This window comes from Streptomyces sp. NPDC057682 (genome assembly GCF_042799575.1).
In the GTDB taxonomy this organism is placed as follows: domain Bacteria; phylum Actinomycetota; class Actinomycetes; order Streptomycetales; family Streptomycetaceae; genus Streptomyces.
The window spans coordinates 92381-117717 of sequence record NZ_JBHVIN010000002.1 but is presented as its reverse complement, the minus strand read 5'-3'; the positions used below and the strand labels follow the sequence as shown (position 1 = coordinate 117717).

General features: G+C 72.6%; 19 protein-coding genes. 9 read left to right on the top strand and 10 right to left on the bottom strand.

The genetic code is table 11. From position 1 onward, the window contains the following. The first annotated feature begins 102 nt into the window (after window positions 1-102). Window positions 103-3444 (top strand): ATP-binding protein, encoded by a 3342-nt coding sequence (locus tag ACFVDM_RS03290; RefSeq protein WP_383632411.1) that lies wholly within the window; start codon window positions 103-105, stop codon window positions 3442-3444. Window positions 3445-3459: 15 nt separating this feature from the next. On the opposite strand, the gene ACFVDM_RS03285 is transcribed toward ACFVDM_RS03290, so the two are convergent. The 3 genes from ACFVDM_RS03285 to panB form a co-directional block, all read right to left on the bottom strand. Beyond that, a complete protein-coding gene (locus ACFVDM_RS03285) occupies window positions 3460-4317 on the bottom strand; it encodes an ABC transporter permease (RefSeq protein WP_383632408.1) in 858 nt (285 codons plus the stop codon). Further along, a complete protein-coding gene (locus tag ACFVDM_RS03280; protein ID WP_383632405.1) occupies window positions 4314-5342 on the bottom strand; it encodes an ATP-binding cassette domain-containing protein in 1029 nt (342 codons plus the stop codon). The genes ACFVDM_RS03285 and ACFVDM_RS03280 overlap by 4 nt, the downstream gene beginning before the upstream one ends. A 126-nt stretch (window positions 5343-5468) precedes the next feature. Further along, window positions 5469-6356, bottom strand: a complete 888-nt coding sequence (gene panB, locus ACFVDM_RS03275; protein WP_383632402.1) for a 3-methyl-2-oxobutanoate hydroxymethyltransferase — start codon at window positions 6354-6356, stop codon at window positions 5469-5471. 185 nt (window positions 6357-6541) lie between these two features. Here panB and ACFVDM_RS03270 point away from each other — a divergent pair, with 185 nt between their 5' ends. The 3 genes from ACFVDM_RS03270 to ACFVDM_RS03260 all read left to right on the top strand — a co-directional run bounded on the left by ACFVDM_RS03270 (window position 6542) and on the right by ACFVDM_RS03260 (window position 10200). Beyond that, window positions 6542-8146: an MFS transporter gene (locus tag ACFVDM_RS03270; RefSeq protein WP_383632399.1), complete on the top strand. Its 1605-nt coding sequence runs from the start codon at window positions 6542-6544 to the stop codon at window positions 8144-8146. Between the two features lie 75 nt (window positions 8147-8221). After that, window positions 8222-8956: a TetR/AcrR family transcriptional regulator gene (locus tag ACFVDM_RS03265; RefSeq protein WP_383632396.1), complete on the top strand. Its 735-nt coding sequence runs from the start codon at window positions 8222-8224 to the stop codon at window positions 8954-8956. A gap of 221 nt (window positions 8957-9177) precedes the next feature. Beyond that, on the top strand, window positions 9178-10200 hold the full coding sequence (locus tag ACFVDM_RS03260; RefSeq protein WP_383632393.1) for an endonuclease/exonuclease/phosphatase family protein: 1023 nt from the start codon (window positions 9178-9180) through the stop codon (window positions 10198-10200). A gap of 39 nt (window positions 10201-10239) precedes the next feature. Here the strand turns inward: ACFVDM_RS03260 and ACFVDM_RS03255 are convergent, their stop codons facing one another. The 6 genes from ACFVDM_RS03255 to ACFVDM_RS03230 form a co-directional block, all read right to left on the bottom strand. Beyond that, window positions 10240-11994, bottom strand: coding sequence for an NAD+ synthase (locus ACFVDM_RS03255; RefSeq protein WP_383632389.1), 1755 nt, complete (start codon window positions 11992-11994; stop codon window positions 10240-10242). 93 nt (window positions 11995-12087) lie between these two features. After that, window positions 12088-13707 (bottom strand): multicopper oxidase family protein, encoded by a 1620-nt coding sequence (locus ACFVDM_RS03250; RefSeq protein ID WP_383632386.1) that lies wholly within the window; start codon window positions 13705-13707, stop codon window positions 12088-12090. Window positions 13708-13779: 72 nt separating this feature from the next. After that, window positions 13780-14226, bottom strand: coding sequence for a DUF6153 family protein (locus ACFVDM_RS03245; protein WP_383632383.1), 447 nt, complete (start codon window positions 14224-14226; stop codon window positions 13780-13782). A 148-nt stretch (window positions 14227-14374) separates the two neighbouring features. Further along, entirely contained in the window at window positions 14375-14800 is a 426-nt protein-coding gene (locus ACFVDM_RS03240) for a CBS domain-containing protein (protein WP_383632380.1), read from the bottom strand. A gap of 165 nt (window positions 14801-14965) precedes the next feature. Then, the gene (locus tag ACFVDM_RS03235) at window positions 14966-15712 is read right to left on the bottom strand and encodes a DUF305 domain-containing protein (RefSeq protein WP_383633497.1); all 747 of its coding nucleotides are present in this window, start codon (window positions 15710-15712) and stop codon (window positions 14966-14968) included. 2 nt (window positions 15713-15714) lie between these two features. After that, window positions 15715-16392 (bottom strand): DUF3105 domain-containing protein, encoded by a 678-nt coding sequence (locus tag ACFVDM_RS03230; RefSeq protein ID WP_383633494.1) that lies wholly within the window; start codon window positions 16390-16392, stop codon window positions 15715-15717. A gap of 242 nt (window positions 16393-16634) precedes the next feature. Between ACFVDM_RS03230 and glnA the strand changes: the two genes are divergently transcribed. From glnA to ACFVDM_RS03205, 5 genes are all read left to right on the top strand, one after another. Then, window positions 16635-17996: a type I glutamate--ammonia ligase gene (glnA, locus tag ACFVDM_RS03225; RefSeq protein WP_383632377.1), complete on the top strand. Its 1362-nt coding sequence runs from the start codon at window positions 16635-16637 to the stop codon at window positions 17994-17996. A 158-nt stretch (window positions 17997-18154) separates the two neighbouring features. Further along, the gene (locus ACFVDM_RS03220; protein ID WP_383632374.1) at window positions 18155-18763 is read left to right on the top strand and encodes an RNA polymerase sigma factor; all 609 of its coding nucleotides are present in this window, start codon (window positions 18155-18157) and stop codon (window positions 18761-18763) included. After that, window positions 18760-19818 (top strand): CU044_5270 family protein, encoded by a 1059-nt coding sequence (locus tag ACFVDM_RS03215; protein ID WP_383632371.1) that lies wholly within the window; start codon window positions 18760-18762, stop codon window positions 19816-19818. Before ACFVDM_RS03220 ends, ACFVDM_RS03215 begins: the two co-directional genes overlap by 4 nt. Window positions 19819-19906: 88 nt before the next feature. Continuing rightward, window positions 19907-23467 carry a WD40 repeat domain-containing serine/threonine protein kinase gene (locus ACFVDM_RS03210; protein WP_383632368.1) on the top strand — a complete coding sequence of 1187 codons (3561 nt, stop codon included), beginning with the start codon at window positions 19907-19909 and terminating at the stop codon, window positions 23465-23467. Between the two features lie 26 nt (window positions 23468-23493). Beyond that, window positions 23494-24204 (top strand): hypothetical protein, encoded by a 711-nt coding sequence (locus ACFVDM_RS03205; RefSeq protein WP_383632365.1) that lies wholly within the window; start codon window positions 23494-23496, stop codon window positions 24202-24204. A 15-nt stretch (window positions 24205-24219) separates the two neighbouring features. Here the strand turns inward: ACFVDM_RS03205 and ACFVDM_RS03200 are convergent, their stop codons facing one another. After that, window positions 24220-25218: an HNH endonuclease signature motif containing protein gene (locus ACFVDM_RS03200; protein ID WP_383632362.1), complete on the bottom strand. Its 999-nt coding sequence runs from the start codon at window positions 25216-25218 to the stop codon at window positions 24220-24222. Between the last annotated feature and the right edge of the window lie 119 nt (window positions 25219-25337).

Here is a 25337-nt window from a genome sequence, read left to right as displayed (position 1 = left end):
TCCATGAAGGGTGGGGGCATGACGGGCAGCACACGGGGCGGGGCGGGCGGGGTCGGCCGGGCGGCTGTGGATGGCCCACCGCCCGTCACGGACAATGGGCGGATGCGTTACGGCATTCTCGGCACCACCCAGGCCTTCCGCGACGACGGCACGCCCGTCGCCGTCGGCGGGGCGCGGCTGCGCGCCCTGCTGGCCGTGCTGGCGCTGCGCGCCGGGCGGACCGTCTCCACGGCCGTCCTCGTCGACGAGGTGTGGGACGGAGAGCCGCCCGCCGACGCGCCCGGTGCCCTCCAGGCACTCGTCGGCCGGCTCCGCCGCGCCGTGGGCCACGACGCCGTCGCCTCCGCCGCCAACGGCTACCGGCTCACCGCCGACCCCGACCGTGTCGACCTCCACCGCTTCGACCGGCTGACCGGCGAAGGGACGAGGGCCCTCGCCGGGGGCGATCCGGCGAAGGCCCTCGGCCTTCTCGACGAGGCACTCGCCCTGTGGCGCGGACCGGTCCTCGCCGATCTGCCCGACCGCGCCTCCGACGCCGCGCGCTGGTCCCTGCGCCGGCTCGACGCCCGCCGCGCCCGGATCGCCGCCGCGCTCGCGCTCGGCCGCGCCGACGAGGTGCTGCCGGAGCTGACCGCCCTCTGCGGCGAGCACCCCCTGGACGAACCGCTCCAGGCGCTGCGGCTGCGCGCCCTGCGCGACGCCGGCCGCACCGCCCAGGCGCTCGCCGCCTACGACGAGGTCCGCACCGTGCTCGCCGACCGGCTCGGCACCGACCCCGGACCCGAACTCACCGCGCTCCACACCGCACTGCTCCATCAGGAACCGGCGCCCGCGCCCCCGCCCGCCGCCCCCGAGGCCGCACCGGTCGTGCCCGCCGCGCCCGCCGTGCCCGCCGTCCGGCAGGGCAACCTCCGCGCCCGGCTCACCAGTTTCGTCGGCCGGGAACAGGACATGGAGGCGCTGCGCGGCGACCTCTCCCGCGCCCGGCTCGTCACGCTCCTCGGCCCCGGCGGCGCCGGCAAGACCCGGCTCTCCCAGGAGACCGCCGAATCCTTCGGCCCCGGCCGGTGGCCCGACGGCGTCTGGCTCGCCGAACTCGCCCCGGTCGACGACCCCGAGGCCGTCCCCGAGGCGGTGCTCGGCGCGCTCGGCGCCCGGGAGACCGTGCTGCGCGGGGCGGGCGCCGAGGAGTTCCGGGCCGCCGAACGCGGTGCCGGTGAACCGCTCGCCCGCCTCACCGAGCACTGCGCGAGCCGCCGCATGCTGCTGCTCCTGGACAACTGCGAGCATCTGATCGGGGCCGCCGCAGGCCTCGCCGACCATCTGCTGGCCCACTGCCCCGGGCTGACCGTCCTCGCCACCAGCCGCGAACCCCTCGGCGTCCCCGGCGAGTTCCTCCGCCCCGTGGAACCCCTGCCCGACCCGACGGCGCTGCGCCTGCTGGCCGAGCGCGGGGCCGCCGCCCGGCCCGGCTTCCGGACCGACGCCGACCCCGCCACGGCCGAGGCCACCGCCGAGATCTGCCGCAGGCTGGACGGACTGCCACTCGCCATCGAACTGGCCGCCGCCCGGCTGCGGATGCTCACCCCGCGCCAGATCGCCGACCGCCTCGACGACCGCTTCCGCCTGCTGACCAGCGGCAGCCGCACCGTCCTCCCGCGCCAGCAGACCCTGCGCGCCGTCGTCGACTGGTCCTGGGACCTGCTGGCCGAGGACGAACGGGCCGTACTGCGCCGGCTCTCGGCCTTCGCCGGCGGCTGCACCCTGGAGGCCGCCGAAGCGGTCTGCGCCCACGACCCCGACCGGGCCCACGAGATCGCCGCGATCCTCGGCTCCCTCGTCGACAAGTCCCTCGTCGTGGCCGCGCCCGCCGCCGACGGCGCCATGCGCTACCGGCTCCTGGAGACGGTCGGCGAGTACGCGGCGCGGCGGCTCGCGGAATCCGGTGAGCGGGAAGCCGTCGAACGCCGCCATCTCGTGTACTTCCGGGAGCTGGCCCGCACCACCGATCCGCTGCTGCGCGGCTCCGGGCAGCACGCCGCCGTCGCCGTCCTCCAGCAGGAGTACGAGAACCTGCGCACCGCGCTGCGGCACGCCGTCGCCACCCGTGACGAGCAGGAGGCGCTGTGCCTGGTGCTCTCGCTCTCCTGGTACTGGCAGATCCGCAATCTGCGCGGTGACGCGCTGCACTGGGCCGACGCGACCGCCGCCCTCGGGCCCGACCCGTTCGCCGAACCCGTGCGCCCGGCGCCCTCGATCCACGAGCGCTGCACGGACGCGCCCCCGCCGATGCGGCCCGAACTGCTCGAAGAGGCGCGCCGCCAGGTGATCCTGGTCCAGCTGGTCAGCATGGACCACGCGATGGACGAGTGGAAGAACGAGTCGAGCCTGCGGCGGCTGCGGGCCATCGCCGCCACCTACCGGGCCGGCCAGCCGCAGACCTGCCGCAGCCCCGGCTCGCTCTGGTTCTTCGCCGTGATGCTCACCGGCGGCGTCGGCGACCTGCGCCATCTGCTGGACGAGACGGTGCGCGCCTCGCGGGAGTTCGGCTACGAGTGGGAGCTGGCCGCCGCCCTCCAGATGCGGGCCAACGTCCTGGCCAACCGGCCCGACTGGTCGGGCGCGGCCCATGTGGACGCCGACGAGGCTCTGGAGATCTTCCGCCGGCTCGGCGACGACTGGGGCATGGCCGAGGCACTGTCCTCGCGCGGCGAGGCCAACGAGAAGACCGGTGCCTACGAACGGGCCGCCGAGGACTATCTGGAGGCCGTCCGGTACGCGGAGAAGCTCGGCGCGCTGGCCCAGGTCTCGGTGCTCCGGACCCGGTACGCCTTCGCCCTGTCCGAACTGGACCGGGCCGAGGAGGGCGAGGCCATCCTGCGCGAGGTGCTGGCCGACGAGCGCCACACCGGGCACGAGGCGAAACCCGCCGCCCGGCTCTTCCTCGCCCTGCTGCTGGGCCGCTCGGGCCGTACCGACGAGGCCCGCGAGCAGTTCGAGGCGCTGCTGGAGCAGTTCAGGTCCCAGACGATGGCGATATTCGAGGGCTTCGTGGTGGGCGGCCTGGCCTGGCTGGACAACCAGGACGGGGCGTACGAACGAGGACTGGAGCAGGCGCGGTACTCGCTGACGCGGCTGGGCGACCCGCTCACGCAGATGGTGGCCCCGCAGATGAGGATCATCAATCTGGTGGTGGTGGCCTGGGCGCTGGCCGGGCTCGGCGGGGAGGACCGGGGCGCCCTCGCAGCGCGGCTGCTGGCCTGCGCCCAGGAGCTGCTGCCCCCGGGGCATTTCAAGACCACGATGGAACGCGACAGTTTCACCCGCGCGGAGGCGCTGGCCCGTGCCGCCGCGGGCGACGAGGTCTTCGAGACCGCCTACGCCGAGGGCGGCAGCCTCTCCCTGGAGGAGGCCACCGCCCTCGTCGACGCGTACGTGGACTGAACCCGCGGGAGGGGGTCAGGCCTTCTTGCGGAACTTGGACACCGCGAGTGGCGCCATGACCGCGGTGATGACCACGGTCCAGCCGAGGGTCACCCAGACCGAGTGGGCGAGCGGACCGCCCATCATCAGCCCGCGGGCGGCGTCGGCCAGGTTGGACAGCGGGTTGTAGTCGGTGAACGACTGGAGCCAGCCGGGCATCGTCTGGGTCGGGGCGAAGATCGAGGAACCGAACTGGAGCGGCATCATCACCAGCATGCCCATGCCCTGGACGGCCTGCGGGGTCTTCATGGACAGACCGAGCAGGATGAAGATCCACATGATGGCGGCGCCGAACGCGGCCGACAGACCGACCGCCGCGATCAGACCGACCACCGATTCCTTGAGCTCCATACCGAGGGCGAAGCCCATGGCGAGCAGGATGACCGTCGCGACCAGCATCCGGCCGAGTTCGACCACGATCTTGGCGATCAGGACGGAGGAGCGGGCGATCGGCATGGTCCGGAACCGGTCCATGATGCCCTTGCGGAAGTCGTCGTTGACTCCGGAGCCGACGGCCATGGCGATGTTCATGCCCATCATCGCCATCAGACCGGGGATCAGGTAGTTCAGATACTCCTGCCGGCCGCCGCCCATGCTGCTGCCGACCGATCCGCCGAAGACGTAGACGAACAGCAGCGTGAAGATGACGGGCATCAGCAGCGCGTCGAACATGGACTCCGGATCCTTCTTGATCTGGAGCATGTTGCGCCGTACGAGCGCGCCGATGTGGCGCAGGTTGTTCCGCAGTCCGATCGCGCCCTCGTCGTGGAGCTTGCCGGCCGGGGCGGCGGAGGCGGTGTCGATGGGCGTGGGCGTCAGGGTCGTCGTGCTCATGCCGCGACCTCCTCGGGAGTCGTGTCGGTGACGGTGGCCTTGTCGCCGGTGATGGCGAGGAAGACCTCGTCCAGGCTGGGCAGCGCGGTGGCGACGTGCGCCAGCGGGAAGCCCCGGGTGCCGAGCAGGCCGATGACGGCGGTGAGCTGCTCGTCGCTGAGGATCGGTACGTACAGCAGGCCCTCGTCCGGGACCGCCTGGGCACCGGCCACCCCGTCGAGTCCGGCCTCCCGGACGGCCTGGGCCATCGCTGCCAGGTCCGCCGGGTCGGCGGGGCGGATCTGCAGGGTGCGGCCGCCGACCTTGGCCTTCAGCTCGTCGATCCCGCCGCGGGCGACGATCTTCCCGCGGTCGATGACCGTCAGCTCACTGGCCAGCTGCTCGGCCTCTTCCATGTACTGGGTGGTGAGCAGCACGGTCGCGCCCTCCGCGACCATCCGCTGCACCTCGTCCCAGACCTCGTTGCGGGTCCGGGGGTCGAGCCCCGTGGTGGGCTCGTCGAGATAGAGCACGGCCGGGTTGCCGATCATGGAGGCGGCCAGGTCGAGGCGGCGCCGCATGCCGCCGGAGTACTCCATCGCGGCCTTCTTCGCGGCCTCGGTGAGCGAGAAGCGCTCCAGCAGTTCGTCGGCGCGCGAGCGGGCCTTCTTGCGCGGGAGGTCGAGCAGCCGCCCGATCATGTAGAGGTTCTCCCAGCCGGAGAGCTTCTCGTCGACCGAGGCGTACTGCCCGGTCAGGCCGATGGTGCGGCGCAGCGCGCGGGGCTGGCGCACCACGTCGAAGCCCGCCACGACCGCGTGTCCCGCGTCGGGCCGGATCAGGGTGGAGAGGACTCGGACGAGCGTGGTCTTGCCGGCGCCGTTGGGGCCGAGTACTCCGAGGACGGTGCCCTCGCGCACATCGAGGTCCACGCCGTCCAGAGCCTTGGTCTCGCCGTAGTGCTTGACCAGTCCCCGCACCTCTACGGCGTTCGTGCCGCTCCTGCCGTTTCCGGGGTTCTTGTCGATTCGCGTCATGTCCACCATCAGACCAGCCGCCACCGACAGCGCGCCGACAGTCCGCCGACAGCAGCGCGACAGCCCGCCGATGGGGGAAGTCGGCGGGCTGTCGGTGGTGCGGCGGTGGTCCTCGGGCCCGGCGGCCCGGCTGTCTCAGTGGAAGGTGTGCTCCGGCGCGGGGAAGGTGCCGCCGACGACCTCGTCCGCGTACGCCTTCGCGGCGTCGCCGAGGATCTGCCGCAGGTCGGCGTACTGCTTGGTGAAGCGCGGCACCTTGCCGCCGGTCAGACCCACCATGTCGGTGTAGACGAGGACCTGGGCGTCGGTCTCCGGGCCGGCACCGATGCCGATGGTCGGGATGTGCAGGGTGCGGGTGACCTCGGCGGCCAGTTCGGCCGGTACGAGTTCCAGGACGACGGCGAACGCGCCCGCGTCCTGGACGGCCTTGGCGTCGCGCAGCATCTGCTGGGCGGCCTCCTCGCCGCGGCCCTGCACCCGGTAGCCCATGGCGTTGACGGACTGCGGGGTCAGGCCGATGTGGGCCATGACCGGGATGCCGGCGTCCACGAGCAGCTTGATCTGCTCGTGGCTGCGCTCGCCGCCCTCCAGCTTGACGGCGCCGACCCCGGACTCCTTGATCAGCCGGGTGGCGTTGCGCAGGGCCTGGACCGGGCTCTCCTGGTACGAGCCGAAGGGCAGGTCGGCGACGATCAGGGCGCGCCTGGTGCCCCGGACGACGGCGGCGGACAGGATGGCGATCTCGTCCATCGTGACGGGCACGGTGGTGTCGTAGCCGAGGTGACAGTTGCCCATCGAGTCGCCGACGAGCATGACCGGGATGCCGGCCTCGTCGAAGACGGACGCGGTCATGGCGTCGTAGGCGGTGAGCATGGGCCACTTCTCGCCCCGCGCGGTGGCGGCGGCGATGTCGTGGACGGTGACCCGGCGGTTGCTCTTGCCGCCGTACAGCGCCTTGCTGCTGTCGGCGGGGGCACCGGAGGGGGGTGTGGCGGACTGGTTCTGCGCAGCCTGAAGCGACATGGCGTACGGCTCCTTCGTCATCTCGAGGCGCCCTGACGGCGTCCCCGGATCCCTTCCATGGTGGCATCCCCGTACGGCTCGCGTGAAGTGGGCCCGCACACAGAACGGCACTCCGTGCCACGGGACCGGTAAAGACTTTCCAATACGAGACGGTCTCGTATCGAAATGGGGTTACGCTCTCGTCCATGTCCATACCGTCCGGCGCACCCGCCGCCGTGCCCCAGGTCCCCGAGGCGGTCCACCGCCGCCGGTGGGCGATTCTCGCCGTACTCATGTTCAGTCTGCTCATCGTGGTGCTGGACAACTCGATCCTGAACGTCGCGGTCAAGACGATCGCCTCGCCCGCGCCCACCGGTCTGGGAGCCACCCAGAGCGAGCTGGAGTGGGCCATCAACTCCTACACGCTCGTCTTCGCCGGACTGCTCTTCACCGCCGGACTCCTCGGCGACCGCATCGGCCGCAAGAAGGTCCTCCTCTTCGGCATCGTCCTGTTCGGCCTGGGCTCGGCCCTCGCCGCCATGTCCGGCTCGCCCGCCGAGCTGATCACCTGGCGCGCGGTGATGGGCTTCGGCGCCGCCTTCGTGATGCCGGCCACCCTGGCCGTCCTGATGAACGTCTTCGAGCGCGACGAGCAGCCCAAGGCCATCGGCATCTGGGCCGGCAGCGTCGGCCTCGGCATCGCGATCGGCCCGATCACCGGCGGACTGCTCCTCGAACACTTCTGGTGGGGTTCGATCTTCCTGGTCAACGTGCCCGTCGTGGTGATCGCGGTGATCGCCATGGCGGTGCTCGTGCCGGAGTCCAAGGACCCCCGGCCCGGCCGGCTCGACCCGGTCGGCGTGGTGCTCTCCGTCATCGGCCTGGTGCTGCTGGTCTACGGCATCATCCGCGGCGGCGAACTCGCCGACTTCACCGATGCCTCCGTGCTCCTGCCGGTCCTCGGCGGCCTCGCCGTCCTCGTGGTCTTCGTCCTGCACGAGAAGCGCAGCAGCAGCCCCGCCATCGACATCACGTACTTCCGCAAGCCCGCGTTCTCCGCGGCCGTCGCCGCGATCGCGCTGGTCTTCTTCGCGCTGATGGGCGTGACCTTCTTCTCCGCCTTCTACATGCAGAGCGTGCGCGGCTGGAGCGCCCTCCAGTCCGGGCTGCTGATCCTGCCCCTGGCCGTGGCCCAGATGGTCTTCGCGCCCCGGGCCCGGCACGTCGTCGCGCGCTTCGGCGCCCGCGCCGTGTGCACCGTCGGCATGCTGGCGGTCGCCGCCGGCCTCGCGGCCTTCGCGCTGTTCGACGCCGACACGCCGGTCTGGGTGATGTGCGTGGTCTTCTTCGTCCAGGGCACCGGCATGGCCCACGTCATGCCGCCCGTCACCGTCGCCGTCATGCAGGCCCTGCCCCGGGAGAAGGCCGGTTCCGGCTCGGCCGTCAACAACACCTTCCGCCAGGTCGGCGGCGCCCTCGGCATCGCCGTCCTCGGCTCGGTGCTCTCCACCGTCTACCGGGGCGACATCGAGGACCACCTCGGCGCGGTCCCGGCCGCCGTACGGGACGTGGCGGGCGAGTCGATCGAGGCGACGCTCGGCGTCGCGGAGAAGATGGGACCGGCCGGCACCCCGCTGGTCGCCGCCGCGAACGACGCCTTCATGAGCGCCATGCACGTCACCGCCTTCTGCTCGGCGGGCGTCGCCGCGCTCGGCGCCCTCGTGGTCGCCCTGTTCCTGCCGGGGAAGCCCTCCGGCGGCGACCCGGCCGCCCGGGACGAGAAGGCGGTGCCCGCGGGCGCCGGACGGTGAGGGAGCGGCGGCACCCGTCCGGCCACGGGTGCCGCCCGCTTCGGCGAGAATCGGGGCGGCGAAAGGTGGTTTCACGTGCAGGCTCAGGCAGCGGACCCGGGCGGCCGGGTCCCCGGCGGGCAGGACCGGCGGATCCCCGGCGACGACGGCCCACCGGCCCCCGGGCCGTGCCCGGACCAGCCACCGGGCGACGAACAGGAGCCCCGACGGGGCCGGCCCCGCAGCGCCGCCGCCGAACGCTCCATCCTGGACGCCGTCGCCGCCCTCCTCGAAGCCGGTGAACCCCTCGCCGGACTCTCCATCGAGCGCATCGCCCGCACCGCCGGCGTCGGCAAGGCCACCATCTACCGCCGCTGGGCCGACAAGGAGGCCCTCTTCGTCGACGTCCTGCGCGATATCGAACCCCCCGAACCGGAGGTCTCCGGCACCGGTGGCCTGGCCGATCTGCGCATCCTCCTGGAATCCATGCGCACCCGGGGCCTCGCCCAGCGCTCCTCGGTCTTCCTGCACAACGTCTTCGCCCAGATGAAGTCCCACCCCAAGCTCTGGGCCGAGTACCAGGGCACCGTGATCGCACCTCGCCGGGCCGCGATGCTCGCCGCCGTCGGCCGGGCCGTCGAGGCCGGCGAACTGCGCGACGACACGGACGTGGAGCTGATGGACGACCTCTTCCTCGGCCCCATGATCGTCCGCACCATCCACCGCCTGGAGGCCCCGCTCCCCGAGGACCTCGCCGACCGGATCATCCGCCTGCTCCTCCAGGGCCTCGGCCCCGAAGCGGCGGACCGGAACGGAGCGGGCCGGGGCTGACCCGCCGGGGCCGGACGCGTATGCGCGTTCTGTCACAAGCCCGCCCCGGCGGCCCACCGCCGGAACCCGCCGACGGGCCCCGGTCGTCCTCGTCCCCGTACGGCCGTCGTCGACGGCGGCGAAAGCGCCGCGCAGCACCGAGGGCTCGGCGGCCGAGGCACGCCGAGGCACTAGGGTCGTGGTCGCGGCGATGTTCAGGGCAAGGCAGTGAGGACGGCGCAATGGTGCAGGCGTACAGGACGGACACCGGGAGCGACGGCACGGAGCCGCAGGGCTCCGGATCCCGCCTCCGGGACCTGCGCGACAGAATCGCCCGGAATCCGGGCATCTGGCGCCGGGGCATCGTCCTCGCCTGCTGCTCGGTCCTGCTGACCCTGGTGATGCTGCTCCACGCCCAGATCCCCAACACCATCGGCAACCTGGGCAGCCTCACCGAGACCTTCCTGCCCTGGTGCGCGGTCTTCGTGCCGCTGCTGCTGATCCTCGGCCTGGTCCGCCGCTCCGCGACCGCGCTGATCGCCCTGCTGCTCCCCGTCGCCGTCTGGTTCAACCTCTTCGGCGGGCTGCTCACCGACAAGCAGAGCGGCGGCGGCGACCTCACCGTCGCCACCCACAACGTCAACGCCGACAACCCCGACCCGGCCGGCACCGCCCAGCAGGTCGCCGGCTCGGGCGCGGACGTCGTCGCGCTCCAGGAACTGCCCACCGGCAAGGTCGCGGCGTACGAGTCCGCGCTCCGCGCCCGCTTCCCGTACCACTCCGTCCAGGGCACCGTCGGACTCTGGAGCAAGTACCCCATCGGCGACACCCGCCCCGTGGACATCAAGATGGGCTGGGTCCGCGCCATGCGGACCACCGTCACCGCGCCCGAGGGCAAGGTCGCCGTCTACGTCGCGCACCTGCCGTCGGTCCGGGTCAAGCTGCACGCCGGATTCACCGCCGACCAGCGCGACCAGAGCGCCGACGCGCTCGGCGAGGCGATCTCCCACGAGCCGCTGGAACGCGTCGTCCTGCTCGGCGACCTCAACGGCACCATGAACGACCGCTCACTCACCGCCGTGACCTCCCAGATGCGCTCCACCCAGGGCGCGGCCGGCAGTGGCTTCGGCTTCAGCTGGCCCGCCTCGTTCCCGATGGCGCGCATCGACCAGATCATGGTCAAGGGCGTCGAGCCGATGTCCTCCTGGACCCTCCCGGCCACCGACAGCGACCATCTGCCGATCGCCGCCCGCGTCAGGCTCTGACCCGGACGGCGACCGGCGGAGGAGACCGAACGCCCGGCCTCAGCCGGACTCGCGCCACCGGTTGGTGATCGGCAGCCGGCGGTCCTTGCCGAAGCCCTTGGGCGAGATCTTCGTCCCCGGCGGGTACTGCCGCCGCTTGTACTCGGCGGTGTCCACCATCCGCAGCGTCTTCGCCACCAGCTCCGGATCGAACCCGGCCGCCACGATCGCGTCCAGCCCCTGGTCCCGGTCGACGTACAGCTCCAGGATCCGGTCGAGGACGTCGTAGTCGGGCAGCGAGTCCGTGTCGACCTGGCCCGGACGCAGCTCCGCGCTCGGCGGCTTGGTGATCGAGGCCTCCGGGATCGGCGGGGTCTGCCCGCGCTCCTCGGCGGCCCGGTTGCGCCACTTCGCCAGCCGGAAGACCGACGTCTTGTACACGTCCTTGATCGGCCCGTACGCGCCGACCGAGTCGCCGTACAGCGTCGAGTAGCCGACCGCCAGCTCCGACTTGTTGCCCGGCGCCAGGACGATCTGCCCCTCCTGGTTGGAGACGGCCATCAGCATCGTGCCGCGCAGCCGGGACTGGAGGTTCTCCTCCGCGAGACCGGTCAGGCCCAGCGACCCCATATAGGCGTCGAACATCGGCTCGATCGGCACGGTCCGGAAGTTCAGCCCGGTCCGCCGCGCCAGCTCGGCCGCGTCGCCCTTGGAGTGGTCCGAGGAGTACTTCGACGGCATCGAGATGCCGTACACGTTCGCCGCGCCCAGCGCGTCGCAGGCGATCGCGGCGACCAGCGCCGAGTCGATCCCGCCGGACAGCCCGATCAGCACACTGCCGAAGCCGTTCTTCGCGGCGTACGCCCGCAGGCCCACGACCAGCGCCGAGTACAGCTCCTCGTCGTCGTCGAGCCGCTCGGCGTACCCGCCGGTCAGCTCGGGCTCGTAGGCCGGCAGCGGCTCCTCGGAGAGGACCACGTGGTCGATCCGCAGCCCGTCGTTCACCACCCCCGACGGCGCCTCGGCCGCGGCGGCCGGCAGCTCCAGGTCCAGGATCACGCTGCCCTCGGAGAACTGCGGGGCACGGGCGATCACCTCGCCGTTCCGGTCGACGACGATCGAGTCGCCGTCGAAGACCAGCTCGTCCTGGCCGCCGATCATCGCGAGGTAGGCGGTGGTGCAGCCGGCCTCCTGGGCCCGCTTGCGGACCAGTTCCAGCCGTGTGTCGTCCTTGTCCCGCTCGTACGGCGAGGCGTTGACCGACAGCAGCAGCCCGGCCCCGGCGGCCCGCGCGGCCGGCACCCGGCCGCCGTCCTGCCAGAGGTCCTCGCAGATCGCGAGCGCCACATCGATGCCGTGCACCCGCACCACGGGCATCGAGTCGCCCGGCACGAAGTACCGGAACTCGTCGAAGACGCCGTAGTTGGGCAGGTGGTGCTTGGCGAAGTTCAGCGCGACCCGGCCGCGGTGCAGCACCGCGGCGGCGTTGCGCGGCGAGCCCGCGGGCTGCCCGTAGCGGGGCGCCGCCGACTCCGAGCGGTCGAGATAGCCGACGACGACCGGCAGTTCCCCGAAGCCCTCCGCGTCCAGCCGCGCGGCCAGCGCGCGCAGCGCGCTCCGCGACGCCTCGACGAAGGACGACCGCAGGGCCAGGTCCTCGACGGGGTAGCCGGTCAGCGCCATCTCGGGGAACGCCACGAGGTGGGCGCCCTGCTCGGCGGCGTGCCGGGTCCAGTGGACGATCGACTCGCTGTTGCCGGCGAGGTCGCCGACGGTCGAGTCGATCTGATTCAGTGCGAGGCGTAGTTGAGGCACGCCGCCCAGTGTAATCGTCTGACTGACGCGATGTCCCGGCGGGCCGTGCGGAAGACGCCGCGGCCCGCCGGGACCCCAGGGGCGGACCGGCCGTCAGCGGCGGTAGCCGAGGACCGTCATCATGCCCGCCTCCGCGTGGTACACGTTGTGGCAGTGGAGCATCCACAGCCCCGGATTGTCCGCGTCGAAGTCGACGGTCAGCGAGCGCCGGGGGAGCACGACCGCGGTGTCCTTGCGCGCCCCCTTCGCGCCTCCGGCCAGAGCGAAGGTGTGCCCGTGCAGATGCACCGGGTGCCACATCTCCGTGTCGTTGCGCACCACGAGCCGCACCCGCTCCCCGGCCCTCACCGGATGCCGCCGGTCCGCCCGGTACGGCTTCCCGTCGAAGGCCCAGTCGTACGCCGCCATCGAACCGGTCAGCCGCAGCCGCACCGTCCGGTCCGGCCGCCGGGGCGCGAGCACCGCCGACGCGTCCGGCACCAGCCGCTCCGCCGTCACCAGCTCCCCGTCCAGCTCCTTCGGCCGCACGGACGCGCCGGGCGCCGCGCCGCCCCCGGTCCGCAGCAGCGCCCGCGCCACGGCGTTCTTGCCCTCGGCCAGCGCGGTCAGCGGGAACACCCCGTCCCCTGCGGTGACCAGCACGTCGTACCGCTCGCCCATGCCGAGCAGCAGCGCGTCCGTCGCCGTGTGCCGGACCGGGAAGCCGTCGGTGTGCGTCACCGTCATCCGGTGGCCGCCGAGCGCGACCCGGAAGGCGGTGTCGCCGCCCGCGTTGATGATCCGCAGCCGGATCCGGTCGCCCGGCCGCGCGGTGAAGGAGGCCGGGTCCCCGGCGGTGCGCCCGTTGACCAGATAGGCCGGATAGCCGACGTCCCCGGCGTCGCCGCCCAGCAGTTCGCTGGTGGCCCCCATGAGCATGCGGGAGGGACCGCCGCCCGGGGCCGGGCTCTCCTCCGCCCCGGACATCCCCTGCATCCCGTCCATCCCGTCCATCCCCTCCATGTCGTCCATGGAGTGCCCGCCGTGCCCGCCGCCCCCGGTCAGCTCGCGGAGCACCGCGTCCGGTGTGGACCCGTCCACCCCGTCGACCCAGTCGTCGAGCACGAGGACCCACTCCTTGTCGTACGCCAGGGGCTCCTTCGGGTCCTCGACGATCAGCGGCGCGTACAGCCCCCGGTCCTGCTGGACACCGGAGTGCGGATGGAACCAGTACGTCCCGGGGTGCGGCACCGCGAACCGGTACGTGAACCGCGCGCCCGGCGCGACGGCCCGCTGGGTCAGCCCCGGCACCCCGTCCATGTCGTTGCGCAGGGCCAGGCCGTGCCAGTGCAGGGAGGTGGACTGCGGCAGATGGTTGGCGAGGGTCAGCGCGAGGGTGTCGCCCGCGGTGACCCGGACTTCCTTGCCCGGGAGCCGGTCCCCGTACGCCCAGGAGCGGACGGTGCGTCCGCCGCCCAGGTCGAGCCGGGCGGGGGTGGCGGTCAGCGAGACCGCGCGCTCGGGGCCGGCGCCCCGGCGCTTCTCGGCGGCGGCCGCCTCGGGGCCGTCGGGGGCGACATAGCCGTCCGGGGCGGCGGTCCCCGAGGGCGCCCCGTGGTTCATGGAGGAGTGGTCGGGGCCTGCGTCGGAGCCGGTGCAGGCGGTGAGGACGCCGGTACCGGCGACGGCGATCGCCGCGCCGAGCAGGGTGCGGCGGGTGGGCTGTGCGGACATGACGGAGTGCACCTCAAGGATGGTGTCGGGGCATGCGGAAGGGGCGGACGGGCGCGGGGCGCCGGGTCCGCCTTATATCCGCAGGACCGACAGATCGGTGAGGAGTGCCGTGCCGGGCCGGCGCGGGGGAGGGGGCCGGGGCAGCCGGGACGAACCGGCCCCGGCGGCCCGGGGCATCCGTCCGGCGGCGTGGCGGGTCACCAGCAGGGTGACGAGCAGGGCCAGCCCCCAGGCCCCGAGCACCGCGAGACAGACGGCCATCGGGTCCATGCCGTGCGCAGGCGCGGGGTCGGGGGCCGGACGGTGGGCCCCGGGGCCGTGGACCGTATACGGGGCGGGCGCGGTCGGAGGGGTTTCCGGCGCGGCGGCGGCCGGTGCCATCGCGTGGGCCGCCGGCGCCATGGACGCGGCGTCCGTGTGTTCGGCCGGGTGCCCGACGGTGTGCATCGTGACGATGCCGAAGAGCAGCGCGGCGAACAGCAGCAGCCGTCCGTACGTCGCTCGCCTCGTCACCGACATGGCGTCACCCTACCCCTCCCGGGTATCCGGGCCGTTCGACGGACCTTCGGCAGGGCGTCCAGGGGCACGGCGACGACCCGCCACCCGGGCGGTGCGGGCCGGCGGGCCGTGGCGGAGGTGTACGTACGTGAGCGGCGATCGGTCCCGGTCAGCCGCGGGCGTAGACCTGTTCCGCCCAGGCGGCGATCTGCTCGTCCTCCAGGTGCTGGGCGAGGTCCGCCTCGCTGATCATGCCGATCAGCATCTTGTCCTCGACGACCGGCAGCCGGCGGATCCGGTGGGTCTGCATCTCCTCCAGCACGGCCTCGACGCCGGCCGCCGCGTCGATCCAGCGCGGGGTGCCCTGGGCGAGGTCGCCGGCGGTCATCTTCGACGGGTCGTGACCGGCGGCGATGCACCCGACCACGATGTCGCGGTCCGTGAGGATGCCGATCATCCGGTCCTGGTGGCCGTTCTCCGAGATGGGCAGCGCACCCACGTGGTGGTCGCGCATGAGCTGGGCGGCGCGGTCGAGGGTCTCGTGCGCCGGGATCCAGGTGGCGCCGTTGTGCATGATGTCCTTGGCGGTGGTCATGGGGATTCCTCCTGGTGCCGTGAGGCACAGCCGTCACACCCCGAGCCCTTCCATCGTCGGGTGACCCGTTCGGAGTACGCGACCGCTATCACCCATTCGGGTGCATCCGGTGTGAAACGGGAACCGGGGCGGCGTGCGGATGTGCGGGCGCGCCGCCCCCGTTCCTCAGCCGCGCGGAGCGGCCCCGCGCTCCTTGAGCAGGGCGGCCATCGCGTCCAGTTCGGACTGCTGGGCGTCGACCATGCCCTGGGCGAGCCGCTTCTCCGCCTTCACGGTGCAGAGCCGGACGCAGCCCCGGGCCATGGCGATGCCGCCCTTGTGGTGGTCGGTCATGAGCCGGAGGTACAGGACCTCGGCCCGCTTGCCGCCGGCCCGCCGCAGGGCGTCGAGTTCGGTGCGGGTGGCCATGCCGGGCATGAGGGAGCCGTCGTGGGGCTGGTACCCGCCGTCCGGGGCGTCGGCGTCCCCGCTTCCGTCGCCCATGTCCATGCCGGGCATCGAGGCCATGTCATGGCCCTCGTGGCCGTCGGCGGAGGGCTCCCGCATCCAGGCCATCGGCTCCTGCCCGGCGGAGGTCTTCGGCAGCTCCCACAGATCGAGCCAGCCCAGGAGCATGCCGCGCTGGTTGGCCTGGGTGTTGGCGATGTCGTACGCGAACCGGCGCACGTCCTCGTCCTGTGTGCGGTCGCGGACGATGAAGGACATCTCCACGGCCTGCTGGTGGTGGACGGCCATGTCCTGGGCGAACCCGGCGTCCGCGGAACCGGCGGCCGGGACCGCCGGGGCGGTGGCCGCCGGGTGGTCCCCGTCGTCCCCGCCCGCGGAGGCGACCGTCGCCGCCCCCGCGAACAGCGCCGCCAGTGCGACGGCGGAACCGGCGACCCAGCGCACGCGCCGGGTGCCCTCGCTCACGGTCACGGAGCCCCCAGCCCGCCGGTGCACGCCGCACCCGGCTCGGGCGTCTGCGGGCCCTGCACGTACTTGGCGAAGAACGTCGCCACCCGGGGGTCGTCGGCACTGTCCACGGTGACCTGCTTGCCCCAGGCGCTGAGCATGAGCGCGCCCTCCTGGTCCGGGTAGGGGCTCATCAGGGAGTACGGGGTCTTCCCGACCCGCTCCGCGAGCTTGTCCACATCGGCGGCCGGGGCCTTGTCGGTGTACGTCACCCAGACCGAACCGTGCTCCAGGGCGTGCACGGCGTTCATGTCGGGGATGGCCTTCTTGTACACCTCGCCGTCGCAGTTCATCCAGACCGGACTGTGGTCGCCGCCGACCGGCGGCTTCATCGGGTAGCTGACGGTCTTGGTGACGTGGTTGCGGGTCAGCTTCTTCGGGTCCCAGGACTGCTCGCCCTCGACGTCGCCCTTGGCCAGCTCCTTCTTCTCCGCCTCGGCCTGCTTCGACTCCTTCACGTCGGCGGCCTTCTGGTCGGCGTTCGCCTGCGACCGGTCCACCAGGGTGTACGCGCCGAAGGTGACGAGCCCCGCGACGACGACGGCGCTCACGCCGATGACCAGCGCGCGATTGCGGCGGTCGCGCGCCCGGTCGGCGTTGCGCATCTGCTCTATGCGGGTCCTGCGGTCGAAGCTCATGTCATGGTCCTTCGGCGAAGGGGCGATGAGGGGGCTGAACGGTCGCGCGAGCGGTGTGCGCGGGGCCAGTGCGAGGCCGTCGCGGCCCTCGTACACCACGGCGGACGATCGTAGTGGGTGGCCACGTGCTCCATCTCACGCCGGGTGCGTAATCTGGGGGAAATCCGGGGTCGTGATACTGGTGCCTCACCCCTTCCCCGGGCGGTGGTGCACAGACCGTCTGAACTGCAAGGATGTGGCTCATGGACAAGCAGCAGGAATTCGTCCTCAGGACACTTGAGGAGCGCGACATCCGGTTCGTACGGCTGTGGTTCACCGACGTGCTCGGTTACCTCAAGTCCGTGGCCGTGGCCCCTGCCGAGCTGGAACAGGCGTTTGACGAGGGCATCGGCTTCGACGGCTCGGCCATCGAGGGCTTCGCCCGTGTATACGAATCGGACATGATCGCCAAGCCGGACCCCGGCACCTTCCAGATCCTGCCCTGGCGGGCGGAGGCGCCCGGCACCGCGCGCATGTTCTGCGACATCCTGATGCCGGACGGCTCGCCGTCCTTCGCCGATCCGCGCTATGTCCTCAAGCGGATCCTGGCCAAGACGTCCGACCTGGGCTTCACGTTCTACACGCACCCCGAGATCGAGTTCTTCCTGCTGAAGGACAAGCCGGTCGACGGCAGCCGCCCGACCCCGGCCGACAGCTCCGGCTACTTCGACCACACCCCGCAGAACGTCGGCATGGACTTCCGCCGCCAGGCCATCACCATGCTCGAATCCATGGGCATCTCGGTCGAGTTCAGCCACCACGAGGGCGCCCCCGGCCAGCAGGAGATCGACCTGCGGTACGCGGACGCGCTCTCCACCGCCGACAACATCATGACCTTCCGCCTCGTCATGAAGCAGGTCGCGCTGGAGCAGGGCGTCCAGGCCACGTTCATGCCCAAGCCGTTCTCCGAGTACCCCGGCTCGGGCATGCACACCCACCTCTCCCTCTTCGAGGGCGACCGCAACGCGTTCTACGAGTCCGGCGCCGAGTACCAGCTGTCCAAGGTCGGCCGCTCCTTCATCGCCGGCCTCCTCCGCCACGCCGCGGAGATCTCCGCCGTCACCAACCAGTGGGTCAACTCCTACAAGCGCATCTGGGGCGGCTCCACCCGCGCCGCGGGCGCCGGCGGCGAGGCCCCCTCGTACATCTGCTGGGGACACAACAACCGCTCCGCCCTCATCCGCGTCCCCATGTACAAGCCCGGCAAGACCGGCTCCGCCCGCGTCGAGGTCCGTTCCATCGACTCCGGCGCCAACCCCTACCTCACCTACGCCGTCCTCCTCGCCGCCGGCCTCAAGGGCATCGAGGAGGGCTACGAACTCCCCGCCGGCGCCGACGACGACGTCTGGGCCCTCTCCGACTCGGAACGCCGCGCGATGGGCATCGAGCCCCTCCCGCAGAACCTCGGCGAGGCCATCTCCCTCATGGAGAAGAGCGAACTCGTCGCCGAAACCCTCGGCGAGCACGTCTTCGACTTCTTCCTCCGCAACAAGAAGCAGGAGTGGGAGGAGTACCGCAGCGAGGTCACGGCCTTCGAGCTGAAGAACCTGCTGCCGGTGCTGTAGCAGCAGGCCAGGCGCCTGGGTTCCAGAAAGCGGGCGGGTCACCCGGTGAGACCGGGGCGACCCGCCCGCAGCTGTGTCCGGCTCGGGTCCGTCCCGCCTCCGCCGCACCTCCTGACCTGCGCGAAGTAACGGTCCACGGGCCCCGTGCCAAGAAGCGGGTGACAGACCGCAGAACCGCACAGGAGGTCGCCGTGCAGGCACCCGAGCACGAACCCGGACGGAGCAGAACTCCGTTCGGAGAGGTCTACGAGGAACATGTCGATGCCGTCCTCGGGTTCGTCACCCGGCGGACCGGAGACCCGTATCTGGCGGCGGATCTGACCGCCGATGTCTTCGTGGCCGCGCTGGAGGGGTTCGAGGGTTACGACGTCGGGCGCGGGACGCATCTGATGTGGCTGTACGGGATCGCCCGGAACACGCTGGCCTCGCACGCCCGGCACGCGGCCCGTGAACGGGAGGCGGTGGCCGCGGTGAGCGGGCGGCGGCTGCTGGACGAGCAGGACGTACTGCGGTTCGAGGAACGCATCGACGCCGAGCGGGAGGCCCGTGAGCTGATCGCCCGGCACGCGGTGCTGTCGGAGCCGTTGCGCGCGGTGATCGACCTCGTCGTCGTGGACGGTCTGAGCACCAAGGAGGCCGCCAAGGTCCTCCGGATCTCCCAGGCGACAGCCCGCGTCCGTCTGCACCGTGCCCGTAGCGCGCTGCGGGCCGGAGGCACCACCACGCCCAGCACGTTCAGCTCCCCCGTCGCGGAGGTCACCCGATGAACACGCCCACCGGATTCACCCAGCGGCTTGGTGCCGAACTGGCGCGCCTGGAAGAGGAACGGGCCGGGCACGCGGCCGAGGAGAGGCTCGGACAGGAGAGGAACGGACGGAACGGCGCGCCGGTGACCGCACGCCGTCGGGGCCTCGCGCGGCCCGGGGTGCGGCGGACCCTGCTGGTGGGTCTCGCGGCCGGTGCCGTGGCCGCCACGGTCGTCGCCACCTCGGACGGACCGGGCGCGACGCCCCGGCCGCCGCGTCCCATGACGGTCGCCCAGGTCCTCGACGCGGCCGCGACCGCCGCCGCGAAGGAGCCGGAGCGGAAGCCCGGCCCTCACCAATGGGTCTACACCGACCAGGTCGTCTGTACGAAGGGCTGCGAGCACAGCCTTTCCTGGCAGAGGTACGACGGAGCCAGCAACGCGCGTTACGGCCCCGCGACCAGCACCGGCGAGCCCAGCGTTCTCGTCAGCGACGCCCCCCGGTCCACACGGCCCAGCAAGATCGGCGACCGGCCCCGGGAGACCCGAGAGGCCCTGTCCCGACTGCCGGCCGACCCCCGCAAGCTCCTCGCACGCATCAGCACCGACCGCTTCTACGCCCTCGAAGCGGACCCGTACGCGGCCATCGTCCACTCCATCGGACACCAGAGCCTTCCGGAACTCCCCGACGCGACCACCCCCGGATCCCAGTTCGCCAGAATCCTCTTCATCCTGCAGAACGAACCGGGTATCCCCCCACGGACCACTGCCGCGCTCTACCGGGCGCTGGCCCTCGTCCCCGGAGTCAGGCTGGTGGACACCCCCGCGCGGGACGCGGCCGGCCGGCCTGGGCTCACCCTGGCCTTCGACCGCCAGGACTCGCTCCCCGGACCCGTGCGCCTCTTCCTCTTCCTGGACCCGGACACGTACGCCTACCTCGGCAGCCGTACCGAGCGTCCGGGCCGGAACGCCGTCGCCCTGTCCTCCGCCCGTGTGGCCTCCGGCATCGTCGACCATCCCGGCCAGGTGCCCGGCGGCCCCGCCCCGGATCCGTCGAGGATCACAAGGGAGGAGTAGGCCCGGGACGCGTCCGCGTCGACAGGCGATCGCGCGGCGGCGGATACTGACGGCCGTTCCGCTGCCGTGCCGGCCCCCGGGAGACCGAGTGAACTCACCTGAAGCGCACGCCTCCTGGGAGCTGGGCTCCACCGTCGACGGCCGGTACCGGGTGCTCGGGGAGCTGGGGCGCGGGGGGATGGGGGTCGTGCACCGGGTGCGGCATCTGGTGTGGGGCACCGATATGGCGGTGAAGAGTCCGAGGCCGGAGACGGTGCGGGACCCGGGGGACGAGGAGCTGTTCGTCCGGGAGGCGGAGACCTGGGTGTCGCTCGGGCTGCATCCGAACGTCTGCGCCTGCCACTACGTGCGCGTGATCGACGGGCTGCCCCGGGTGTTCGCGGAGTACGTGGACGGGGGGAGCCTCGCCGCGTGGATACGGGACGGGCGGCTGTACGCGGGAGGCGCGGACGAGGCGCTGCGGCGGGTGCTGGACATCGCGGTGCAGATGGCGTGGGGGCTCGGGCACGCCCACCGGACGGGGCTGGTGCACCAGGACGTGAAGCCGGCGAACGTGCTGCTGGACCGGGCGGGGACGGCGAAGATCACCGACTTCGGGCTCGCCCGGTCCAAGTACGGGATGCCCACGGCGGAGAACCGGGTGCTGGGCTGGGAGCCCGAGTCCAGTGTGCTGGTGCCGACGGGCGGGATGACGCTCGCGTACGCCTCGCCGGAGCAATTGGCCGGGCAGTCGGTGGGGCGCCGCAGCGATGTGCACAGCTTCGCGGTCTCGGTGCTGGAGATGGTGACGGGCGGGGTGCGCTGGCAGTTCGGGTCGGTCGCCGCGTTCGCGCTGGACGACTTCCTGGCCGAATCAGGCAACCCGGTCTCCGCGCCCCCGGAACTCGCCCATCTGCTGCGGCGCTGTCTGCGCCCGCGGGCCGCCGGGCGGCCGCCGTCGATGGCGGACATCGCCGATGTGCTCACCGACATCTACGAGGGGTGCGCCGGCTCCCCGTATCCCCGGCCCCTGCCCGTGGCGGCGGAACTGCGGGCCGACGAGCTGAACAACCGCGCACTGTCGCTTCTCGACCTGGGCCGCGCGGACGACGCGGCGGAGGCGTTCGCGGCGGCGCTGGACGCCGACCCGCGCCACGTACCGGCCCTCTACAACGACGAGTTGCTGCGCTGGCGGCGCGGCCGGCGCACCGACGAGGACGTGATCACCCGGATCGAACGGGTCCGCCGGGACACCGGCGACACGGCTGAGACCCGTCGGCTCCTCGCCCAGGTGCAGCTGGAGCGGGGCGAACTGGACGGTGCCCGCGACCTGTTGGAGAAGACGGCCCGCGCACGGCCGGAGGACCGGGAGACCGAGGCCGCCCTCGACGCCGCCCGGTCCGGGACCGCCGCGCACGCCACGCTCACCGGACGGTGGGAACTGCCGCTGCCGCGCGGCCCGTTGGACATCCTGCCCGGACTCGGAACGAAGCGGCCCTGGAAGCAGGAGTCGCTGCCGCTGGCGCTCGCCCGCGACGCCCGGATCGCGCTCACCGGCTGCCCGGACGGCGCGCTGCGCCTGTGGGACGTGCGCCGGGAGCGGTGCGTGAAGACGCTCTGGGGGCACCGCCGCGAGGTGGAGGGGGTCGCCCTCACCCCGGACGGCCGCCACGCGCTGTCGCTGGCGGCCGACGGGGTGGTCCGCTTCTGGAACCTGTCCCGGGGCTTTCTGGCCCGGCCGGTCCTCGGCACCCCCCTGTTCCGGGGCGAGCCCCGGATCCTGGACACGGCCAGGCCGCCGCGCATCCCGCGTGATCCGGCCCGGCGCTCCGTCGCCCTCACCCCGGACGGGCGTACCGCCGTGGCCGTGGACGGGCGGGGCACGGTCCGGGTCTGGGACACGCGTGACGGGCGGCTGCGGGGCACCTTCCCCGGCCATCTGGGGGGCGGAGGAGTGGCGGTGTCCGCCGACGGGAACCGGGTGATCGCCACGCACTGGGACAAGGAGAAGGGCCATGTCCCCGTGGACGTGGGTGACTTCGCCGCCCAGGTCTGGGACGTCCCCTCGGGCCGGTGTCTGCGCGCGCTGGCCGGGCACGCGAACATGCCGGGCGTCCTGCACCTCTCGGCGGACGGCCGCCGCGCCGTGACGAGCACGGTCCGCACGCTGGTGCTGTGGGACGCGGAGACCGGACGCCGTCTGCGGATCTTCGGCGGCGCCACGGGGGACCGGGCCGTCGCCCTCTCCCCGGACGGCCGGCTGCTGGCCTCGGCCGGACGCTCGTACGGCGGTGTCCGGCTCTGGGAGACGGGGACCGGGCGCTGTCTGCGGACCTATCGCGGGCACGAACGCGACGTCACCGCCCTGACGTTCACCGACGGCGGCCGGACCCTGGTGTCCGCCTCCGCCGACCGCACGGTCCGCGCCTGGTCGCTGCCGGGCGGCTACACCGCCCCGCCCCGGCTGAGCGAGCCGCGCCGCCACGCGGAGGTGAGCCGGCTCGGGGACCGCGTGGACACGCTGCTCGGCGAGGCGGAGGAGGCGCGGACCTCGGGGCGGTACGACGTCGCCCTCGCCCGGCTCGAAGCCGTGCGGGCCACGACGGGGTACGAGCGGGCTCCCCGGGTGATGGCCGCCTGGGGCGACCTCGCCCGGCACATCCGCCGAGGCCGGCTGCGGGGAGCCTGGCCCGTACGCGAGTTCACCCATCCCGGCTCCACGAGCGGGCCCGTGATCCTGTCCGGTGACGGGCGGCTGGCCGTCACCGGCAGCTGGGACGAGACGGTGCGGTTGTGGGACCTCGGCACCGGGGCCCCGATACGGGAGTTCGGCGGCCACACCAGACATGTGCTCGAAGTCGACCTGAGCGAGGAGCACGGCCTGCTGCTGACCGCCGACAGCGCGGGGACGGTGCGCCTGTGGCGGACGGACACGGGGGAGTGCGTACGCACACTGGCGTCCGGCATGCACGACTACCCGGGGGAACACCGGCCCGTGGGAGCCCGTCTGCTGCCCGGCGGCCGCCACGCCGTCGTCGCCGCGCCGCACGCCCTGCGGTGGTGGAACCTGCGCGACGGGCGGATCGACCGGACCGTGGAGACACCGAGGGGCCGGCAGCAGGACAAGTGGGTCGAGGCCGCACCCGACGGCCGCACGGTCGCGGTCGCCGACCGCAACGGTGTCGCGCTGCTCGACGCCGACGACGGCACCGTCCTGCACACGCTGACCGATCCACGGGCCCACCGGAACATCCAGCACTGGAATCCGGCGCAGCTGCGCTTCGCGGACGGGGGGAAACGGTTGTTCGTCGCGGGCGGGATGGGCCTGGACCACGACACCGTCCAGATCTGGGACGTCGCCACCGGCACGGCGCTCCACGCGTTCGGCCGGGACCGGTCCTGCCGGGAGCTGGCCGTCACGGACGAGGGCGACTTCGCCCTCTCCGGCGACATCGGCACCCACGTGCTGGCCTGGGACGTGACCACCGGCCGCCGTCTGCGTGCCTTCGACTCCCACGCCGGCACCTCCGGCCTGTCCGCCCTGTCGATGACCCCCGACGCCCGGCTCGCACTCGCCCGCACCACGGACGGCGTCCTGCGCGTCTGGCAGCTCGACTGGGAACTCGTGGTCCCGGACGCGCCCGAGGACGCCCCGGCCGACACCCTCTGAGGTCTGTCCGGCCATAGGGTGACCGGATGCCGGAGACAGAGATACGTCCGACGCGGGCCGCGCTGCCCGCCCACACCATCGAGACCGGGGACGGACCGCTGGACGGGCCCGCCCGGAACTCCCTGGGCGGCCACCCCTTCCTTGACCCCGGGCAGGAATGGCCCGTCTGCTTCTGCGGCGAACGGCTGGCGCTCTTCTTCCAGCTCGACGTGCCCGAGGACATCGCCCACTTCGGCGGCGACCACCTCCTGGTCTTCCACTGCAGGGACCACAACGAGGCCACCGACGCCTCCTACGAGGGCGAACGTCTGGTGCCCCGCTACTGGGACGCCCCGCAGGACCCCTACCCCGGCCCGTTCTGGCGCGTCCTCCTCCAGCGCGAGGCCTCCCACCCCACCGAGGAGCGCGAGCCCTCCGTGCGGGCCAGACGGCTCACGCTCCGCCCGTACGCGGAGACCCCGAGCGCCCGAGGCCTCGGAGAGCAGACCTTCAAGGTCGGCGGCACCCCTTCCTGGGCCCAGGACCCCGAGGAGCACACCTGCGCCTGCGGGGCCGAACTGGTCTATCTGTGCCAGGTCCCCGAGGACATGGAATTCGAGGTCCACCCCGGCCTTCCCGAGCAGCCGTACAGCGTCGGCGCCGACACGTACAACCTGTTCCTCGGCAACGAGGTCTATCTGCTGGCCTGTCCGGACCACTGCGATCCGGCGGCGGTGTGGCCGGTGAACCAGAACTGAGGCGTGCCGGATCCGTCACATGGTGGCGCGCACGATCGCGTCCCCCTCGTCGCGGATCCGGCGCAGCGCGATGTCGTAGGCCCAGGCATGGGTGGAGACCTTCTTCTCGATGGAGAAGTGCCGCCCGGTCGCCGTGTCGAGCACCCGGTGGAACTCGTCCATCAGCTCCGACCAGTCCGCCGCCCGCAGGTCGTCCTCCTTCCAGCCGTAGAGCGACCTCAGCTGCTCCTTCACCGCGGAGAAGAACGACAGCGGCTCACGGGGCTCCCGGTCCACCCGGACGTGGTGCGTGCGCAGGAACTCCTTGAGCTCCTCGGGAGCGGCGCTCCACTTGGCCGGGCTGTCCCGCAGCTCCGCGTAGTCCACCCAGGCCCAGAAGCTCTCGGCGTCCGCCACGTCGGGGGCCTCCGCGTGGTGGTCGGGGCAGAGCAGGGCGAAATTCCGGACGTCCATCGAGCCGCCCAGTGCCTTCGGCACCACATGGGCGCGCTCCACGGTCCTGCTCCAGCAGACCAGACAGCACGCCTCCTCCATCCCGAGGTAGCGGGCGATGGCCCGCACCGTGGGCGGTGTCCTGCGCTCGGTCGGACGCGTCTCGCGGGGTCTGATGCCGAGCGCGTTGCCGTCGTATCCGAAGGCCGAGCCGTCGGTGGGGTGGTTGATCCCCAGGACGTGCGGGACGTCGTTGCGCTGCGGCTTCGGATTGCGCACGGAGAGCAGCGGGGTGTGCACCTCCGTGAGGTAGGGGAGCAGGAAACCCATCGCGTAGTCCCGCATCAGCTCGTGCGCGTCGTGATCGAAGCCGCCCGCCTCGTTGCGGTGGCCCTGGATGTCGATGTAGAGGAAGCGCGGGGCACCCGGCGCCGTCTCCTCCGCCCGCTGGACGCACGCGAAGATCCGCTGGGCGGAGCGCTCGAAGTTCTCGTACACCTTCATGTCGTGGTGGATCGCGATGCCCTTGCCGCCCCCGGTCCGCTTCCGTCCGCGCGCCTGCTGGCGTGTGCGCCTGGCCATGTGCCCCCCTCGGCCACGGTGGTGATGTGCACGGACGAGCCTGACAGACGGCACTGACAACCGGGCCCCGGCGGCCCCGCGACGGCGTCCCCGGACGGCCCGGCCCCGACGTCCCCGGC

Excerpts from the sequence above, each read along its gene's own strand:
- ACFVDM_RS03290 (WP_383632411.1), top strand. The coding sequence starts at position 103 with ATGCGTTACGGCATTCTCGGCACCACCCAGGCCTTCCGCGACGACGGC.
- ACFVDM_RS03285 (WP_383632408.1), bottom strand. The coding sequence starts at position 4,317 with ATGAGCACGACGACCCTGACGCCCACGCCCATCGACACCGCCTCCGCC.
- ACFVDM_RS03280 (WP_383632405.1), bottom strand. The coding sequence starts at position 5,342 with ATGGTGGACATGACGCGAATCGACAAGAACCCCGGAAACGGCAGGAGC.
- panB (WP_383632402.1), bottom strand. The coding sequence starts at position 6,356 with ATGTCGCTTCAGGCTGCGCAGAACCAGTCCGCCACACCCCCCTCCGGT.
- ACFVDM_RS03270 (WP_383632399.1), top strand. The coding sequence starts at position 6,542 with ATGTCCATACCGTCCGGCGCACCCGCCGCCGTGCCCCAGGTCCCCGAG.
- ACFVDM_RS03260 (WP_383632393.1), top strand. The coding sequence starts at position 9,178 with ATGGTGCAGGCGTACAGGACGGACACCGGGAGCGACGGCACGGAGCCG.
- ACFVDM_RS03250 (WP_383632386.1), bottom strand. The coding sequence starts at position 13,707 with ATGTCCGCACAGCCCACCCGCCGCACCCTGCTCGGCGCGGCGATCGCC.
- ACFVDM_RS03245 (WP_383632383.1), bottom strand. The coding sequence starts at position 14,226 with ATGTCGGTGACGAGGCGAGCGACGTACGGACGGCTGCTGCTGTTCGCC.
- ACFVDM_RS03240 (WP_383632380.1), bottom strand. The coding sequence starts at position 14,800 with ATGACCACCGCCAAGGACATCATGCACAACGGCGCCACCTGGATCCCG.
- ACFVDM_RS03230 (WP_383633494.1), bottom strand. The coding sequence starts at position 16,392 with ATGAGCTTCGACCGCAGGACCCGCATAGAGCAGATGCGCAACGCCGAC.
- glnA (WP_383632377.1), top strand. The coding sequence starts at position 16,635 with ATGGACAAGCAGCAGGAATTCGTCCTCAGGACACTTGAGGAGCGCGAC.
- ACFVDM_RS03215 (WP_383632371.1), top strand. The coding sequence starts at position 18,760 with ATGAACACGCCCACCGGATTCACCCAGCGGCTTGGTGCCGAACTGGCG.
- ACFVDM_RS03205 (WP_383632365.1), top strand. The coding sequence starts at position 23,494 with ATGCCGGAGACAGAGATACGTCCGACGCGGGCCGCGCTGCCCGCCCAC.
- ACFVDM_RS03200 (WP_383632362.1), bottom strand. The coding sequence starts at position 25,218 with ATGGCCAGGCGCACACGCCAGCAGGCGCGCGGACGGAAGCGGACCGGG.